Origin of the sequence: Burkholderia sp. SIMBA_051, assembly GCF_046534915.1 — a bacterium.
In the GTDB taxonomy this organism is placed as follows: Bacteria; Pseudomonadota; Gammaproteobacteria; order Burkholderiales; family Burkholderiaceae; genus Burkholderia; species Burkholderia ambifaria.
In genome coordinates this window covers 95,595-113,072 of sequence record NZ_JAWRXS010000002.1, presented here as the reverse complement: position 1 = coordinate 113,072, position 17,478 = coordinate 95,595, and the positions used below count along the sequence as shown (strand labels likewise).

General features: G+C 69.2%; 10 protein-coding genes. 6 read left to right on the top strand and 4 right to left on the bottom strand.

Going from position 1 to position 17,478, the window contains the following annotated elements; all coding sequences use genetic code 11:
- Positions 1-22 precede the first annotated feature (22 nt).
- Both SB771_RS04480 and SB771_RS04475 read right to left on the bottom strand, forming a co-directional pair.
- On the bottom strand, positions 23-4,951 hold the full coding sequence (locus SB771_RS04480) for a DNA translocase FtsK (protein WP_175705434.1): 4,929 nt from the start codon (positions 4,949-4,951) through the stop codon (positions 23-25).
- Between the two features lie 180 nt (positions 4,952-5,131).
- Complete coding sequence (locus tag SB771_RS04475) at positions 5,132-5,677, bottom strand: META domain-containing protein (protein WP_175660203.1); 546 nt, start codon at positions 5,675-5,677, stop codon at positions 5,132-5,134.
- A 224-nt stretch (positions 5,678-5,901) separates the two neighbouring features.
- On the opposite strand from SB771_RS04475, the gene purT reads away from it, so the two are divergent.
- The 4 genes from purT (at position 5,902) to SB771_RS04455 (ending at position 9,802) form a co-directional block, all read left to right on the top strand.
- Positions 5,902-7,116, top strand: a complete 1,215-nt coding sequence (purT, locus tag SB771_RS04470) for a formate-dependent phosphoribosylglycinamide formyltransferase (RefSeq protein ID WP_126228264.1) — start codon at positions 5,902-5,904, stop codon at positions 7,114-7,116.
- A gap of 18 nt (positions 7,117-7,134) precedes the next feature.
- Positions 7,135-7,329, top strand: a complete 195-nt coding sequence (locus SB771_RS04465) for a DUF6726 family protein (protein ID WP_175660202.1) — start codon at positions 7,135-7,137, stop codon at positions 7,327-7,329.
- Between the two features lie 98 nt (positions 7,330-7,427).
- The gene (locus SB771_RS04460; protein ID WP_166725539.1) at positions 7,428-7,811 is read left to right on the top strand and encodes an MliC family protein; all 384 of its coding nucleotides are present in this window, start codon (positions 7,428-7,430) and stop codon (positions 7,809-7,811) included.
- Between the two features lie 446 nt (positions 7,812-8,257).
- Entirely contained in the window at positions 8,258-9,802 is a 1,545-nt protein-coding gene (locus tag SB771_RS04455; protein WP_175660201.1) for a DEAD/DEAH box helicase, read from the top strand.
- Between the two features lie 255 nt (positions 9,803-10,057).
- On the opposite strand, the gene gluQRS is transcribed toward SB771_RS04455, so the two are convergent.
- Together gluQRS and SB771_RS04445 are read right to left on the bottom strand one after the other, a co-directional pair.
- Positions 10,058-10,951 carry a tRNA glutamyl-Q(34) synthetase GluQRS gene (gene gluQRS / locus SB771_RS04450; RefSeq protein ID WP_175660200.1) on the bottom strand — a complete coding sequence of 298 codons (894 nt, stop codon included), beginning with the start codon at positions 10,949-10,951 and terminating at the stop codon, positions 10,058-10,060.
- A gap of 22 nt (positions 10,952-10,973) precedes the next feature.
- On the bottom strand, positions 10,974-11,828 hold the full coding sequence (locus tag SB771_RS04445; protein ID WP_175660199.1) for a sulfurtransferase: 855 nt from the start codon (positions 11,826-11,828) through the stop codon (positions 10,974-10,976).
- Positions 11,829-12,050: 222 nt separating this feature from the next.
- On the opposite strand from SB771_RS04445, the gene dnaE reads away from it, so the two are divergent.
- The gene (gene dnaE / locus SB771_RS04440) at positions 12,051-15,584 is read left to right on the top strand and encodes a DNA polymerase III subunit alpha (protein WP_175660198.1); all 3,534 of its coding nucleotides are present in this window, start codon (positions 12,051-12,053) and stop codon (positions 15,582-15,584) included.
- 323 nt (positions 15,585-15,907) lie between these two features.
- Positions 15,908-17,002: a glycosyltransferase family 9 protein gene (locus tag SB771_RS04435; RefSeq protein WP_175660197.1), complete on the top strand. Its 1,095-nt coding sequence runs from the start codon at positions 15,908-15,910 to the stop codon at positions 17,000-17,002.
- The last annotated feature ends 476 nt before the right edge of the window (positions 17,003-17,478 follow it).

Below are 17,478 nucleotides of genomic sequence, written 5' to 3'. Positions count from 1 at the left end.
GGCGGCCATGCGGCCGCGATGCTCAGTCGGCCGCGGCCGGCACGAGCACCTCGCGGCTGCCGTTGATGCCCATCGCCGACACGAGTCCGGCCGCTTCCATCTGTTCGACGAGACGCGCGGCGCGGTTGTAGCCGATGCGCAGCTGACGCTGCACCGACGAGATCGACGCGCGCCGCGTGCGCACGACGAACGCGACCGCTTCGTCGTACAGCGGATCGGCTTCCGCATCCGGCGCGTCGCCGAACAGGTCCTGCGTCGCACCGTCGGCGGCGGGGCCGTCGAGAATCCCTTCCTCGTACTGCGGCTCGCCGAACTGCTTCAGGTATTCGACGATCCGGTGCACTTCCTCGTCGGCGACGAACGCGCCGTGCACGCGCTGCGGGTAGCCGGTGCCCGGCGGCAGGAACAGCATGTCGCCCTGGCCGAGCAGCGATTCGGCGCCCATCTGGTCGAGGATCGTGCGCGAGTCGATCTTCGACGACACCTGGAACGCGACACGCGTCGGAATGTTGGCCTTGATGAGGCCGGTGATCACGTCGACGGACGGGCGCTGCGTCGCGAGGATCAGGTGGATGCCGGCCGCGCGCGCCTTTTGCGCGAGACGGGCGATCAGCTCCTCGATCTTCTTGCCGGCGACCATCATCAGGTCGGCCAGCTCGTCGATCACGACGACGATCAGCGGCAGCTTCGACAGCGGCTCGGGATCTTCGGGCGTCAGCGAGAACGGGTTGCCGATCTTCTTTTCCTTCGCTTCCGCGTCGCGGATCTTCTGGTTGAAGCCCGCGAGGTTGCGCACGCCGACGGCCGACATCAGCCGGTAGCGCTTCTCCATTTCGCCGACGCACCAGTTCAGCGCGTTCGCCGCGAGCTTCATGTCCGTGACGACCGGCGCGAGCAGGTGCGGGATGCCTTCATAGACCGACAGCTCGAGCATCTTCGGGTCGATCATGATCAGCCGCACGTCCTCGGGCGTCGCCTTGTACAGCAGCGACAGGATCATCGCGTTGATCGCGACCGACTTGCCGGAGCCCGTCGTACCGGCGACCAGCATGTGCGGCGCCTTCGCGAGATCGGTGACGACCGGGTGGCCGGTGATGTCCTTGCCCATCGCGATCGTCAGCTGCGACGTCGAGTGCTGGTACTGGCGCGATTCGAGGATTTCCGACAGGCGGATCATCTGGCGTTTCGCGTTCGGCAGTTCGAGGCCCATGCAGGTCTTGCCGGGAATCGTCTCGACGACGCGGATCGACGTGAGGCCGAGGCCGCGCGACAGGTCCTTCATCAGGCCGACGATCTGGCTGCCGCGCACGCCGAGCGCAGGTTCGATCTCGAAGCGCGTGATCACCGGGCCCGCCGATGCGCCGACCACCGTCACCGGCACCTTGAACTCCTGCAGGCGCTGTTCGATCACCTGGGCCGTCTGCGCGAGATGTTCCTCGGTGATCGGTTCGACGTCGAAGGATGCGGGCTCGAGAAGATCAAGCGTCGGCAGTTCGACGTTGAACGACGCGGGCGCGTGGAATTCGAATGCGTTCGGACGCGGCGGGCGTTCGGGTGCGGCGGGCGCGTCGGGGGCCCGGGCGCTCGGTTCTGCGAGTGCGGTGGGTTCGGCTGCAGGCGGCAGGGTGGCTGCGGGAAGCGTTGCGGTCGGCAGCGGCGCGGTCGTGGCGGTCGGGATCGCGGTGCCGGTCGTTGTGGGCGTTGCGCCGGCGCTGGGCATCGCCCAGCTCGATGGCGCGGCAGCAGGAGCCGGCGCGGCGGTGAACGGCTGGGCCTGCGGCGCCGGGGTGGGCGCGATCGGTGGCGTCGGTGTCGACGCGTCGATGGAGGCGGCGCCCGGAACGGAGACGATCAGCGATGCCGACGCCGACGGGTTCGCGGAAGTCGGGGGCGTGGCCGGTGCCGTCGCGGTGGGAGTTGCGGCGACGGAGGCAAGCGCGTTGCTTGGGGAGGCTGGCGTGCCGCCGAAGGCGGTGGGCGAAGCGGCCGCGATCGGGGTCGTCGGGGCGAGCGTGCCGGACGACGATGCCGGGAAGGCGGCAACGCCAGCGGCAGCGGCGGGCGCGGTGCGGCCGGTTGCCGTCCGCGCTGCGGCAGTCGACATGGACGGTTGACCGATCGCCGAAGCGTCAGGCACGCGGCTCGACAGTGCTGCCGAAGGCGTGGCCGACGCGCTCGACGTCGCGGTAAATGCGCTCCCTGACGCGGCTGACGACACGGCGGCAGGCGACACCGGCGTGCTTGGTGCCGGTTGCGAGGCGGCTGCGTTGAAGGACGCGCCGGTCGATGCAGGTGCCGAGGAGGCCGTCACGGTCGGCGCCGTCGCAGCAGGTTGTGCGGCGAGCATGCCCGACGCGCCCGTCGCGGAGGTTGCAGAGGTCGCCGAGGTTGCAGAGGTTGCAGAGGTTGCAGAGGTTGCAGAGGGCGCAGAGGTTGCAGACGTCGCAGAGGGCGCGGCCGCTGCAAACGGTGCGGATACGGAAGACGGCGCCGTGGTCGGGCTGGAAGCGCCCACTGCGGCCGTCGGGACGGACGCCGCGACCGATGCGGCCGGTTGCGACAGCGAACCGGAGGCCGTGTGCGTCATGCCGGCAAACGAAGGCGTGGCGGCGAGCGGCGTGCTGTTCGACGTGTTCGCCGGTGTCGGCGCTGCGGAACCGGGCGCGGTGCCGATGTGCGACGGCGTGCCAGCTACCGGGGCTGTCTGCGCGGCAGCGAAGGGTTCAGCGGACAGCGGTTTCGACCACGACGTGGGCGCAGCGGATTCGACGGACGCGGGTTCAGCGCTTGCAAAGGTCGACGCAGAAGACACAGATGCTGACGCAGGCGTCGCGCGTTGCGTGTCTGCGGACAAGGGCGCGGTTTCGCCAGTATGTTTTTCCGGAGCCTTCCAGACCGTTCCCGTAACGGTGTCGGCCAGTGTGGTATTCGACGCGGCAAAGGGCGCCGTCGTCGCTGCCGCGACGGGCATTGCGTCGGCGGTCTGACGCGTTGGCGTTGCCGCGATCGACGAAGCGGGGAGGGGAGTGCCCGGCGCGACCTGCTGGACGGGCTTCACGTCGTCCGGGGTTGCACGTGCATCTTGCTTAGCCTCGACCGCTACGCCGGTATTGGCAGGAGGCGCGGATTGCGGCTGGAAGTGGCCGACGATCCCGGCGGCCATGGCCGTGTCCTTCGCATCGACGGTGCGACTCGTATCGTTTGCCGTCGGTGTAACGGCGGCCGCAGGCGCTTCGACAGCCGCATGTGCCGCCAACGGCTCACGCGTGGCCGACAACGGCGCAGCAATCGGACTCTGCTGTGATTCGCCGAGTCCGGAAACCGGTGAGCTGACGATGTCTTCCCACGGCGCAAAGTCGATCGGCGCATCGAATGCCGGCGCGGCAGGGACATCGACACCGTGCGGATGCTGGCTGTCCGCATGACGCGTCGGCGCGTCGGTCTCGACGGCGGAATCCGACATGGCATATCGCGCGGCGTCACTGAACGTCGAGGTGCCGGTATCAATAACATCAACTGCATCAACAGCAGGCGCGCGCACGGTCGGCTCGGCCGGCATGAACGCATCCAGCACGATCGGTGCGTTATCGTCGTATGCCGACGCAGCTTCGTGCGCATCCGGACGGCCTGCGTCGTGAGGTGCGAACTGACGCACATCCTGAACGACGCCAGCCGGTACTGCCGTCGATGTCGTCGATGTCGTCGATGCGATCGATGCGATCGATGCGATCGATCCGGTCGATGCGGTCGATGCGGTCGATGCCATCGATGCAGCCGCGGCTGCACTGCCCGCAGCAGCAACCGTGCCGACCACGGTCGCTACGGTCGCTCCGGCGGCCGTCGCCGGCGACGCATCCATCGGGCGCACGCCATCCAGCGCCGCCCACTGCGCGGTGCTGGCTTCGATGGAGCGCAGCGTGTCGTGAACGCTCGGCGCGGGCGTGATCGGCTCCGCGGGCTGTTGCACCCAAGCATAGAGCGGCGCGCGTGCCGGCGCCGGTGGCGCGGGGCGGCGGCGCGCAGCATCCTGCGACTGGCCGCCGGCACCGGCGCCGATTCCCGTCACCGGGCGCGCCGGCGTGCGCGGCGGCGGCGCGCCAACCGGACGCGGCGTGACCGCGGTGCGTGGCGCGGCCGGCTGCTTCAGTGCGGCCGTTGCCGGTCGCGCGGCGGTCGGTTGCGGCCGAACGGGCTCGAACCCGGCCGGCAGCGGGGCCGGACTGGGGCGCGGAACTTGTGCGTTCGCGGCGGCACGCGCGAGGCTGGCGGTGCTGCCGGTCGTCGGGGGCGGCATGGCGCTCGCCGTGCCCGGTGCGGGCGGTGCCGGCATCCGGCTGGCCGGCGTCGGCTTCAGCCAGCCCGACGGCGCGACCGGCTCCGCGACCGGACGCGGCGCTGGCTTGCTGCGCGGCTTCGGCCGGGCCTGCGGATCGGGTTTCCACACCGTCGGGCGCGAATACCGGCCGTTCTGCCGCGGCGCCATCGAGTTGACGGTATGGGCGGTCGTCGGCTGCACGAGGTCGTCGTCGCGGTGCAGCGCGCTGCGCGGCAGATCGGCGACGCCGCGCACGTCGTCGTCGACGTCGCGCGCGAGCTTGACGCCGAACGACGTGTCGACCCACGCGGCGAACTGCCGCCAGCCGATGCCGGACAGCCACGGCAGGCCCGCGAAGAACAGCACGACCATCGCGACCGGCGTGCCGATCGGGCCGAGCACGTGCGCGAAGCCGTTCGAGAACGCGTGGCCGAGCGCATTCGTGTCGGGGCCCGACAACGGGCTCGTCAGCGCGCAGCTCGCGATGAACACGGCCGCGAAGCCCAGCCACAGGCGAATCGAGCCGCGGCCGGCGAGGCCGCCGCCACCGGGCAGCATCGCCTGAACGAGACGCCAGAAGAGAAGGAGGAGCCAGACGGCGGAGATGCCGAACCAGCCGAAGACAACCGTGTGCATGCTTTGATGAAACAGGAAGAGGGCGGGGAGCGCGGTGCGCGACCCGCCGAGTTTAACCGGCCGACGAACAGGACTCTAATGCAGCATGAAGGCAGCGGTGCGCTTCCACGCTGCGGGACGGATGCGTCCGGGTTCCGCGCGTGGTGAAGGCGGCCGGCCGGCCTTCGCCCGCGCGCTGCATCAGGGGCTCCGGCGCGTGAAGGTCAGCGTCGCGCCGGCTTCGGTCACGATTTGCAGTTGCTGCGGCTCGCGCATCTGCACGCCGGTCTTTTCGATGTGCGCGAGCGCATCGAGGTACGCGTGCTCGAGCTGGCCGCCGAGCGCGTTCGGGCACGCCATGCGCGTGCCGGCGAGCGGCCCGAAGCTCAGCAGACCGTTCTTCAGCGCATAGGTGCCCATGTAACGGTTGCAGCCCGAAAAGCCGCTGGCGCGTCGCACGCCCGATTCGGTGGACAGCGCGAGCTTGATCGGCTCGCCGTTGTCGCCGTGCGGAATCGTGCGCGACGTGCCGTCGGCGTTCAGCCAGCTCGTGAGCTCCCAGCTCGTGTCGTCGAGCAGCTGGACGGCGGCCGGGTTGTACGGGTCGGGTGCGGGGGCGGCGGAATCGGGGTGGGTCGGCATCGCGCAGGCGGCGAGAAGCGTGGCAAGCGTCAACGCGCAGAGCGACGCGCGCAACGGGCGAAGCAGACCGGTGCGAGCGCGTGCGGCGGCGGACAAGTGGGACATGAGCCTCGTTCCTCATCGGATTCTGAACAAGGCGTAAGAGTAACGCACCCGCCCCGCGCGAGGCGAGCCGACACTTCGCGCGTGAAAACGTTCGCATCCCGCCTGAGGGCCGCGCGCGGCGGGGCGGCGGCGCGACGGCGCGACGAAAGCGGCCAAACCGGCGCCGGTGCGCGTGTTAACATCGAAGCCGTTTTCGTCCTCCAACAGAACCAGCGGGAAATCACATGCAGATCGGTCAGCGGCTCGGTACGCCGCTTTCTCCCTCGGCCACGCGCGTCATGCTGCTCGGCGCGGGCGAACTCGGCAAGGAAGTCATCATCGCGTTGCAGCGGCTCGGCGTCGAAGTCGTCGCGGTCGACCGCTATCCGGACGCGCCCGGCCACCAGGTCGCGCATCGCGCGCACGTGATCGACATGACCGACGCCGCCGCGCTGCGCGCGGTCGTCGAGGCCGAGCGTCCGCACCTGATCGTGCCGGAGATCGAGGCGATCGCGACCGACGCGCTCGCCGCGATCGAGGCGGCCGGCCTGGCCGAGGTGATTCCGACCGCGCGCGCGACGCAGCTCACGATGAACCGCGAAGGCATCCGCCGGCTCGCGGCCGAGGAGCTCGGGCTCGCGACGTCGCCGTACGCGTTCGCGGATTCGTTCGACGCATTCAGCGCGGCCGTCGCGAAGATCGGCATGCCGTGCGTCGTGAAGCCCGTGATGTCGTCGTCGGGCAAGGGGCAGTCGGTCGTGCGGAGCGAAGCCGACGTGAAGCCCGCGTGGGACTACGCGATGGCGGGCGGCCGCGTGAACCACGGCCGCGTGATCGTCGAAGGCTTCATCGATTTCGAATACGAGATCACGCAGCTGACCGTGCGCGCGATCGACCCGGCGACGCTCGAGACGCGCACCTACTTCTGCGAGCCGGTCGGCCACGTGCAGGTGGCGGGCGACTACGTCGAATCGTGGCAGCCGCAGCCGATGAGCGCGCTCGCGCTGGAAAAGTCGCGCGAGATCGCGCACAAGGTGACCGAGGCGCTCGGCGGGCGCGGATTGTTCGGCGTCGAGCTGTTCGTGCGCGGCGACGACGTCTGGTTCTCCGAGGTGAGCCCGCGGCCGCACGACACCGGCCTCGTCACGCTCGCGTCGCAGCGCCAGTCGGAGTTCGAGCTGCATGCGCGCGCGATTCTCGGGCTGCCGGTCGATCCGACGCTCGGTTCGCCGGCCGCGTCGGCGGTGATCTACGGCGGGCTCGACGAGCGCGGCATCGCGTTCGAGGGTGTGCGCGACGCGCTGGCCGTGCCGGGCGCCGACCTGCGCCTGTTCGGCAAACCGGAAAGCTTTGCGAAGCGGCGCATGGGCGTCGCACTCGCGACCGGCGCGAGCGTCGACGAAGCCCGCGAACGCGCGAAGCGTGCCGCGGCGGCCGTGCGGCCCGTGTCGGCGCGCTGACGAGAGGAGGCGCGCGCAATGGCATCGACATGGCGGTGGATCGGACGAATCGGCAGGCTGGGCGCCGGGCTGGCGCTGATCGCGAGTCTCACGGGTTGCGGCGTCGCGGCCGCACCGTGCCGGATCGCATCGGCCGGGCTGAAGATCGTGCCGCTCGTCGGCCATGTCGCGGCCGCGCCGACCGACGCGTGCGCCGACGTCATCGATCCCTGAGCGCCGAACCCTCGTCCTCTCGGCCCCTCGGTCAATCACCAACGATAACCGCGCGTTCAGCGAGGGCGCGCTTTCACCCGTCTCGTGAAAGGATCTGCATGATTCGCCAAACCTTCGCCGCGCTCGCGCTGGCCGGCACTGCCGTTTCCGTCGCGCATGCCGCGCAACTGACCGTCGAGGAAATCGACGCCGATGCGCGCGAGCAGACCGTCTATCAGTGCGCGAACCTGAAGCAGCCGGTACGCGTGTCGTACTGGCGCGCGGCCAACGGCCAGAGCTTCGCGCTGGTGCCGGTCAACGGGCAGCAGTTGTTGTTCGTCGACACCGTATCGGCGTCGGGCGCGCGCTATCAGGCCGGACGCTATACGTGGTGGACGAAGGGCAGGGAAGGGACGCTGCGCGATGAGATCGCCGACCAGAATGCGGCACCGCTGCTGGGCGACTGCATGCAGGTCGAGAAGAAGAAAAAGAAGAAGGGCTGAGTGCCGGACGCGATTGGGTACGCGATGCGGGTGAGCGGATCGCGCTGCGACCGGCGCGCCCGGCTCGGCCGCCCGGGGCGCTTCCTGAACCGGACGGCAGATCGGGCGGCCCCCGGGGCCTCGCCGGCTGCCCAGTGATTTTCCCGATCAACACGACCGCGATCCGGCCCCGAATGGCAACCATCGGCCGATCGGGATAGCCCGATTGCCCGCCACATCGCCCGCGCCCGGCCTCCCGGCGCATGCCGCGAACCGCCCCCCAGGGCCGTTCTCGGTGTTGTCACGGACAGATGGCCGGGCAGTGCTACAATACGGCCCTTTCCGCCGGCATTCGCGCCGAACGGAGTCCGCACGGCCTGTGGTGCCCGTTGTTCGAATCGAACCGGTCCCGAGCGCCAGAGCGGCGCCGCGCGGCGCGCCGCGGCTCCGTCTACTTCCGAATTGTGATGAGCGCAGGCCCGGCGGGCCTGACGCACGATGTCCCCGCCGCGCCTTTTGAGCGAAACGCCACCATGTCCGATTCTGTCGCCAAGCCAGTCGACGCAACCTTCGATCAATTCGGCCTTGCCGCCGATATCCTGAAAGCCATTGCGGAGCAGGGTTATACGACGCCGACGCCGATCCAGGCGCAGGCCATTCCGGTCGTGCTCGCCGGCCGCGACGTCATGGGCGCCGCGCAAACGGGTACCGGCAAGACCGCGAGCTTCTCGCTGCCGATCATCCAGCGGCTGCTGCCGCAGGCCAGCACGAGCGCGTCCCCGGCGCGACACCCGGTGCGCGCGCTGATCCTCACGCCGACCCGCGAGCTCGCCGACCAGGTCGCCGCGAACGTGCACGCGTATGCGAAGCACACGTCGCTGCGCAGCGCGGTCGTGTTCGGCGGCGTCGACATGAATCCGCAGATGGCCGAGCTGCGCCGCGGCGTCGAGATCCTGATCGCGACGCCGGGCCGCCTGCTCGACCACGTGCAGCAAAAGACGGCGAACCTCGGTCAGGTCCAGATCCTCGTGCTCGACGAAGCCGACCGGATGCTCGACATGGGTTTCCTGCCCGACCTGCAGCGCATCCTGAACCTGCTGCCGAAGGAACGCCAGACGCTGCTGTTCTCGGCCACCTTCTCGCCGGAAATCAAGAAGCTCGCATCGACCTACTTGCGCAACCCGCAGACGATCGAGGTCGCGCGCAGCAACTCGACCAACGCGAACGTCACGCAGATCGTCTACGACGTCGCCGAAGGCGACAAGCACGGGGCCGTCGTGCAGCTGTTGCGCGATCGCGGGCTCAAGCAGGTGCTCGTGTTCTGCAACAGCAAGATCGGCGCGAGCCGGCTGGCGCGCAATCTCGAGCGCGACGGCGTGGTCGCGTCGGCGATCCACGGCGACAAGTCGCAGCTCGAGCGGATGCAGGCGCTCGACGCGTTCAAGCGTGGCGAGATCGAGGCGCTGGTCGCGACCGACGTGGCCGCGCGCGGTCTCGATATCGCCGAACTGCCGGCCGTGATCAACTTCGACCTGCCGTTCAACGCGGAAGACTACGTGCACCGGATCGGCCGCACGGGCCGCGCGGGCGCGACGGGCGATGCGCTGTCGCTGTGCAGCCCGAACGAGCGCAAGCAGCTGGCCGATATCGAAAAGCTGATCAAGCGTCCGCTCGAGGTGCAGACGCTCGCGCTCGACAAGCCGTCGCGTCATCGTCACGACGAGCGCGGCGGGGAGCGCAGCGGCGAACGCGGTGGTGAACGCGGCGGCCGTCGCGAGCGCGACGAGCATCGCGGTGCGTCGGCGCGTCGTTCGGGTGGGTCCGAGCGTAGCGGCCATCATCGTCGCCACGAGGCGCCGGTCGACGATTTCTTCCTGAAGCCGTACGAACCGTCGGTGCCGGCGACGCAGCCGGAAGAGACGCAGTCCGCGCAGCACGAGAAGAAGGGGCCGAAGCGTCAGGTCGCCGCGCTGCTCGGCGGCTTCGGGATGCCGCGCAAGCCGTCGGCGTAAGCGGGCGGTTCAAGCGGTTGGTGCGGCGCGCGAGCGCTGCCGCTGAAACGGGTGCATGCGATGAGCATGTGCCCGTTTTTTATTGGGCGAGCGGATTGCGGGGAGGCGGGGGCCATGACGTGCCGCGTGGGGAGGGCGTAGTCCGGGTGACGCTCCGGTGCGTTGTGGTCAGCGGGCGTGCTGCCTCGTGCCACCGGATTCGGCGCTGACGGATGCAGGAACACGGTCGGCACGGACCGGTGTCCCGCGCGCGATTCAATCGGCGCGCTGTCCGAAGCGACGCGCCCACGCGTTGGTCGCGGCCGCGTAGAACGCATCCATCGTATCGCCCGACGGATCGCCATCGATCGCCAGGCCGAGATGCGCGGCGGCGGCCCGCAGTGCCGGCAGCGGATCGTCGCGTTCGAGCGCGATCGCGCCCGTCTGCTTGCTGAGCTTTTCGCCATTCGCGTCGACGACGACGGGCACGTGCAGATAGGCGGGTGTCGGCACGCCGAGACAGCGCTGCAGGTAGATCTGGCGCGCGGTCGAATCGAGCAGGTCGGCGCCGCGCACCACGTGCGTGATGCCCGCGTCGGCATCGTCGACCACGACCGCGAGCTGATACGCCCATTGGCCGTCCGCGCGCTTCAGCACGAAATCGCCGACTTCGGTCGCGAGGTTCTGCGTTTGCGTGTGCTGCCAGCGGTCGTCGAACGTGACGATCGCATCGTCGCCGTCCGGCACGCGCAGCCGCCACGCACGCGCGGGCTTGCCGTGCAGGCCGGTGCGGCAGGTGCCCGGGTACGCGAGCGTCGTGTGGCGCTCGTGCGCGGCACGCAGCGAATCGGCGATTTCCTTGCGCGTGCAGCCGCACGGATAGACGCGCCCCGCGGCGACGAGCCGTGCGAGCGCGGCCGCATACTCGGCGTCGCGCGTGCTTTGCCAGACGGGCGGCTCGTCGGGCGTCATGCCGAAATGCGCGAGCGTCGCGAGGATGTCGTCGGCGGCGCCGGGCACCGTGCGCGGGCCGTCGATGTCCTCGATGCGCACGAGCCACGCGCCGCCGTGCGTGCGCGCATCGAGCCAGCTCGCGAGCGCACCGACCAGCGAGCCGAAATGCAGCGGGCCGGTGGGCGACGGCGCGAAGCGGCCGCGGTAGCCGTTCATCGGGGCACGGCGCAACGCGCGCTTACGCGGCGCTGGCTGCCTGCGCGCAGGCCGGGCACGACTTGCCGGGCACGTAGCTCGGCGATTGTTGCGCTTCCGCCGTGACGACCGCGCGGCACGCGAAGCACGTGACGTTCTCGGTCGGCTGCAGTTGCGGGTTCAGCGCGGTGCGGTAGTCGAACACGAAGCAGTCGCCGTGATAGTGCGCGCCGCCGACTTCCTCGAAATACTTCAGGATCCCGCCCTCGAGCTGGTACACGTTGTCGATGCCGATTTCCTTCATGTGGATCGCCGCCTTCTCGCAACGGATCCCTCCGGTGCAGAACGACACGACCGTCCGGCCCTCGAGATCGGCGCGGTTCGCGTCGATCACTTCCGGGAACTCGCTGAACTTGTCGATTCGGTAGTCGAGCGCGCCGTCGAACGTGCCGACGTCCACTTCGAACGCATTGCGCGTGTCGAGCATCACGACCGGGCGGCCGGCGTCGTCGTGGCCGCGGTCGAGCCACGCCTTCAGCGTGCGTGCGTCGACCGACGGCGCGCGGCCGAGCTCGGGCTTGATCGCGGGCTTCTTCATCGTGATGATCTCGCGCTTCAGGCGCACGAGCATCCGGCGGAACGGCTGCGAGTCGGACAGGCTCTCCTTGAACTGCAGCGTCGCGAACTTGCCTTCGAACAGCGGATCGTGGCGGATGTAGTCGATGAACGCGTCGGTCGCTTCGCGCGGGCCGGCGACGAACAGGTTGATGCCTTCCGGCGCGAGCAGGATCGTGCCGCGCAGGCCGAGTTCGTTGCAGCGGGCGGTGACGAGGGGGCGCCATTGCTCGGTCGCGTCGATCGACACGAAGTGGTAGGCGGCGAGGTTGACGATGGTCATGATGGTCCGACGGGAAACGGCCGCGGCCGTGCGGCGGGGCGCACGGCGGCCCCGCAAAAAAGGGTGCGAAGCCGGGGCGAAGATTCGAAAACCCGTATTATCCCGCAAACTGCGCATGCGCCGGCACCCGACCGTTCGGCCAGCATCGCATGCATCGGCCGAACGGCCGGGCGCGGGGATTTTTTGGGCAGCCTGCGCGACGACGCGGCTACAATAACGCCCATGTCAGATCCTCGCTTCGTCCATCTTCGCGTTCACTCCGAATTCTCGATTGCCGACGGCATCGTGCGTCTCGACGACATCGTCAAGGCGGCGGCCGCGGACGGCCAGGGCGCGCTCGCCCTCACCGATCTCGGCAACGCATTCGGCCTCGTCCGTTTCTACCAGGAAGCCCGCGGCAAGGGCATCAAGCCGATCGCCGGCTGCGACGTCTGGATCACCAATCCGGACGATCGCGACAAACCGTCGCGCCTGCTGCTGCTGGTGAAGGACAAGGTCGGCTACCTGAACCTGTGCGAGCTGCTGTCGAAGGCATGGCTCACGAACCAGTACCGCGGCCGCGCGGAGCTCGACGCGAGCTGGCTCGACGGCGAGCTGTCGCAAGGGCTGCTCGCGCTGTCGGGCGCGCAGCAGGGCGATATCGGGCTCGCGTTCGCGGCCGGTAACGAGGAAGCCGCGCGCCGTCATGCCGAGCGCTGGGCGAAGGTGTTCCCGGGCGGCTTCTACATCGAGCTGCAGCGTTACGGCCAGCCGGGCGCCGAGGCGTACATCCAGCAGGCCGCGACGCTCGCCGCGTCGCTCGGTCTGCCGGTCGTCGCGACGCATCCGACGCAGTTCATGACCGACGATGATTTCACCGCGCACGAAGCGCGCGTGTGCATCTCGGAAGGCGACATGCTCGCGAATCCGCGGCGCCAGAAACGCTTTACGACCGATCAGTACTTCCGCACGCAGGACGAGATGGTCGCGCTGTTCGCCGATCTGCCGTCGGCGGTCGCGAACACGGTCGAGATCGCGAAGCGCTGCAACCTGAAGCTCGAGCTCGGCAAGCCGAAGCTGCCGCTGTTCCCGACGCCGGACGGCATGTCGCTCGACGATTACCTGGTCCAGCTGTCGAAGGAGGGGCTCGAGAAGCGCCTCGAACAGCTGTTTCCGGATACGGCCGAGCGTGACGCGCAGCGCGACACGTACTACAAGCGGCTCGAATTCGAGTGCGGGACCATCACGAAGATGGGCTTCCCGGGCTACTTCCTGATCGTTGCCGACTTCATCAACTGGGCGAAGAACAACGGCGTGCCGGTCGGCCCGGGCCGCGGCTCGGGCGCCGGCTCGCTGGTCGCGTACGCGCTCGGCATCACCGATCTGGATCCGCTGCGCTACAACCTGCTGTTCGAGCGATTCCTGAATCCGGAACGCGTGTCGATGCCCGACTTCGACATCGACTTCTGCCAGCACGGCCGCGATCGCGTGATCCAGTACGTGAAGGAAAAATACGGCGCGGACGCCGTGTCGCAGATCGCCACCTTCGGCACGATGGCCGCGAAGGCGGCCGTGCGCGACATCGGCCGCGTGCTCGATCTCGGCTACATGTTCACCGACGGCATTGCGAAGCTGATCCCGTTCAAGCCGGGCAAGCACGTGACGATTGCCGACGCGATGAAGGAAGAGCCGCAACTGCAGGAGCGCTACGACCACGAGGACGAAGTGCACCAGCTGCTCGACCTCGCGCAGCGCGTCGAGGGGCTGACGCGTAACGTCGGGATGCACGCGGGCGGCGTGCTGATCGCACCCGGCAAGCTGACCGATTTCTGCCCGCTGTACACGCAGGGCGACGACGGCGGCGTCGTCAGCCAGTACGACAAGGACGACGTCGAAGCCGTCGGCCTCGTGAAGTTCGACTTTCTGGGTCTCACGACGCTGACGATCCTCGACTGGGCCGAGCGCTACATCCGCCGCCTCGATGCGTCGAAGGCCGACTGGTCGCTCGCGCAGGTGCCGCTCGACGATCCCGCGTCGTTCCAGATCCTGAAGAAGGCCAACACGGTCGCCGTGTTCCAGCTGGAAAGCCGCGGGATGCAGGGCATGCTGAAGGACGCGCAGCCCGACCGCTTCGAGGACATCATCGCGCTCGTGTCGTTGTACCGTCCGGGCCCGATGGACCTGATCCCGAGCTTTTGCGCACGTAAGCACGGCCGCGAGAAGGTCGAGTATCCGGATCCGCGCGTCGAACCCGTCCTGAAAGAGACCTACGGCATCATGGTCTATCAGGAGCAGGTGATGCAGATGGCGCAGATCATCGGCGGCTACTCGCTCGGCGGCGCCGACTTGCTGCGTCGCGCGATGGGCAAGAAGAAGCCCGAGGAGATGGTCAAGCATCGCGAGATCTTCGCCGAGGGTGCGGCGAAGAACGGCCTCACGCGCGAGAAGTCCGACGAGATCTTCGACTTGATGGAGAAGTTCGCGGGCTACGGCTTCAACAAGTCGCACGCGGCAGCCTATGCATTGCTCGCGTATTACACCGCGTGGCTGAAGGCGCACCATCCGGCCGAATTCATGGCGGCCAACATGACGCTCGCGATGGACGACACCGACAAGGTGAAGATCCTGTTCGACGATTGCATCGTGAACAACCTCGTCGTGCTGCCGCCGGACATCAACCAGTCGCATTACCGCTTCGAGCCGGTCGGCGAAGCCGACGGCAAGCGCTCGCGCACGATCCGCTACGGCCTCGGCGCGGTGAAGGGCAGCGGCCAGAACGCGATCGAGGAAATCCTGCGTGCGCGCGAGGAAAAGCCGTTCACCGACCTGTTCGACTTCTGCGAGCGGATCGACCGGCGCGTCGTCAATCGCCGCACGGTCGAGGCGCTGATCCGCGCCGGCGCGTTCGATTCGCTGAACGCGAACCGCGCGCAGATGCTCGCGTCGGTGCCGCTCGCGATGGAAGCGGCCGAGCAGGCCGCGGCGAACGCGATGCAGGCCGGCCTGTTCGACATGGGCGCCGAGTCGCCGCACGCGCATGCGCTCGTCGACGAACCCGCGTGGGACGACAAGCGCCGCCTGCAGGAAGAGAAGGGCGCGCTCGGCTTCTACCTGTCCGGCCACCTGTTCGACGCGTATCGCGACGAAGTGCGCCGGTTCGTGAGGCAGAAGATCGGCGATCTGAAGGAGGGGCGCGACAAGCTCGTCGCGGGCATCATCGCGTCGCTGCGCACGCAGATGACCCAGCGCGGCAAGATGCTGATCGCGTTGCTCGACGACGGTTCGGGCCAGTGCGAGATCACGATCTTCAACGAGCAGTTCGAGGCGAACAAGGCGCTGTTCAAGGAAGACGAACTGCTGATCGTGCAGGGGCAGGCGCGCAACGACGCGTTCACCGGCGGTCTGCGCTTCACGGCCGACACGGTGATGGATCTCGAGCGTGCGCGCAGCCGCTACGCGCAGGCGGTGCGGCTCACGATGAACGGCAATGCGGATGCGACGGCGCTGCGCCGCGTGCTCGAACCGCACGTGTCGAAGGACGATTCGGCGGCCGCGCCCGCGTTCGACGCGCCCGTGCCGCGTGGCGGCGGGCGCGACGGCGGCCGTCGCCCGCAGGCACCGTTGCCGAACGGCCTCGCGGTGCAGGTTCACTACAGCAACGCACGCGCGCAGGGTGAAATGCGTCTTGGCGACGCGTGGCGCGTGAAGCCGAGCGACACGCTGCTCGCGGAGCTGCGCGCGACGTTCGACGGCAGCGTCGTCGAAATCACGTACTGAGCGCGGCCCCGCCGGACGGTCGGCACTTCCGCGGCCCGTCGCATCGCCTTCGCGCGGTGCGGCGGGCCGTTTCCATTTTGGCAGGTGCTTGGGGCTGTCATCAGGACGCTATACAATCCGTCGCGCGCGATGCAGATCCGCCGCCGGCCGTGGTCCGTCCACCGGCTGGCATGCTGCCACGCGCTCGAAAACGGGGGCGGTTGCGCGCCGCACACGATGCGGCGCGGTGCCGTGAGCGACCACGCGAGGAGGCCGGCACGGCGCTGGACGTCAGGATGCCGGTCGGTGCACGACGATAAGAAATCGACAGTTACGCGATAACAATGGCCAACGAGACACCGAAGCGGCGGATCCTCGTGATCCGGATTGATTTTCTGGGCGACATGCTGTGCACGACCGCTTTCCTCGGCGCGCTCAAACGCCGCTGGCCGGACGCGGAACTGCACGTGGTCGCGAACCGCTACAACGCGAGCGCGCTGGACGGCAACCCGGACGTGCACGCGGTCCATACGTATGTGTACAGCCGTCAGTGCGAGCGCAACGACCGCCCCGGACGGATGCGCGCGTTCTTCGACCGGCTGCGGCTCGTGCGACGGCTGCGCCGCCTGCGGTTCGACCTGGTGGTCGTGCCGAACGGCGGCATGCATCGCAGCAGCATCCAGTTGGCACGGCAGCTCGGCGTCAAGGATTGCCGCTGGCACGATGCCGATTCCGAATTCGACGATCGCAAGCCCGCACACGTCGCGACGCGGCCGATGTGCCATGAAGCGCTGTCGGGATTCCGGCTCGTGCCCGAACTCGGTCGTACCGATCTCGACGGTCTCGCGCTGTCCGTCCATCCGGATCGCGCGCTGCAGGACACCTGGTATCGGCTGCTCGGGGCCCGCACGAAGCCGCGCGTCGGGCTGTTCGTCTCGAACAAGGCGGTGGAGCGGCGCTGGCCGGCCGATCGATGGTGCGATCTCGGCCGGCGGCTCGCGCCGTTCGCCGACGTGATCGTGTTCCGCGATCCCGCGGTGTCGGCCGGCGCCGGCCCCGCCGGCGACGCGTGGCGGGATGTGAACGCCCGGCATGTCGCGCCGTCGTCGGTGGCCGAACTGGTGGCCGCCGCGAGCCTGCTCGACGCGATCGTGTCGGCCGACAGCGCGCCCGTGCATCTCGCGTCGGCGCTCGGCGTGCCGGTGGCCGCGCTGTTCGAGGACCGTCCCGAGAAATACCGGCGCTGGCATCCGCTCGGCGTGCCGCACATGATCCTGCGGGCCGGCGCGACGGTCGACGCGATCGGCGTCGACGCGGTTGAGCGCGCGGTGCTGCATCTGTTGGAGAAGCCGGGGCAGGCCGACGACGCGACGGGCTGCGCGCTGCCGCTTCCGGACGTCACGCTAGTCCTGCCTGAGGTCGGTGCGATCGTTTCGTAGCGCGCCCGGCCGGCGCTGAGCCGGGGGCAGGCGAGCGGCAGGAAACGGGAGCAAACGGGCGAAACGGGCGAAACGGGCGAAACGGGGCGCGGTGGCCGCAGGCACGCCGCGCGCGGAGCGCCGTCGCCGCGTCGCCAGAAACGGCCGCGCCGGCTACCGGCCGCCGCTGGAACGTGCCGCCCATGCTCGACGCCCGCCGCCCGCCGTTGGCGCGTTGCCGCGTCGCCAGTAACGGCAGCGCCGGCTACTGGCCGCCGCCGGGACGTGCCACCCACGCTAGACGCCGGCCGCCGGCTGCCCGCCGTTGCCGCGTCGCCAGAAACGGCAGCGCCGGCTACTTACCGCCGCCGGGACCTGCCGCCCGCGCTCGAATTCCGGGGCCCGCCACCCGCCACCCGCCCCCCGCCATCCCCCACCCGCCGTTACCGCGTCGCCAGAAACGGCGGCACCGGCTACCACCCGCCGCCTGAACGTGC

What these genes read in the sequence shown, in the direction of transcription:
- SB771_RS04480 (WP_175705434.1), bottom strand. Translation starts at nt 4,951, where the DNA reads ATGCACACGGTTGTCTTCGGCTGGTTCGGCATCTCCGCCGTCTGGCTC.
- SB771_RS04475 (WP_175660203.1), bottom strand. Translation starts at nt 5,677, where the DNA reads ATGTCCCACTTGTCCGCCGCCGCACGCGCTCGCACCGGTCTGCTTCGC.
- purT (WP_126228264.1), top strand. Translation starts at nt 5,902, where the DNA reads ATGCAGATCGGTCAGCGGCTCGGTACGCCGCTTTCTCCCTCGGCCACG.
- SB771_RS04465 (WP_175660202.1), top strand. Translation starts at nt 7,135, where the DNA reads ATGGCATCGACATGGCGGTGGATCGGACGAATCGGCAGGCTGGGCGCC.
- SB771_RS04460 (WP_166725539.1), top strand. Translation starts at nt 7,428, where the DNA reads ATGATTCGCCAAACCTTCGCCGCGCTCGCGCTGGCCGGCACTGCCGTT.
- SB771_RS04455 (WP_175660201.1), top strand. Translation starts at nt 8,258, where the DNA reads ATGAGCGCAGGCCCGGCGGGCCTGACGCACGATGTCCCCGCCGCGCCT.
- gluQRS (WP_175660200.1), bottom strand. Translation starts at nt 10,951, where the DNA reads ATGAACGGCTACCGCGGCCGCTTCGCGCCGTCGCCCACCGGCCCGCTG.
- SB771_RS04445 (WP_175660199.1), bottom strand. Translation starts at nt 11,828, where the DNA reads ATGACCATCGTCAACCTCGCCGCCTACCACTTCGTGTCGATCGACGCG.
- dnaE (WP_175660198.1), top strand. Translation starts at nt 12,051, where the DNA reads ATGTCAGATCCTCGCTTCGTCCATCTTCGCGTTCACTCCGAATTCTCG.
- SB771_RS04435 (WP_175660197.1), top strand. Translation starts at nt 15,908, where the DNA reads ATGGCCAACGAGACACCGAAGCGGCGGATCCTCGTGATCCGGATTGAT.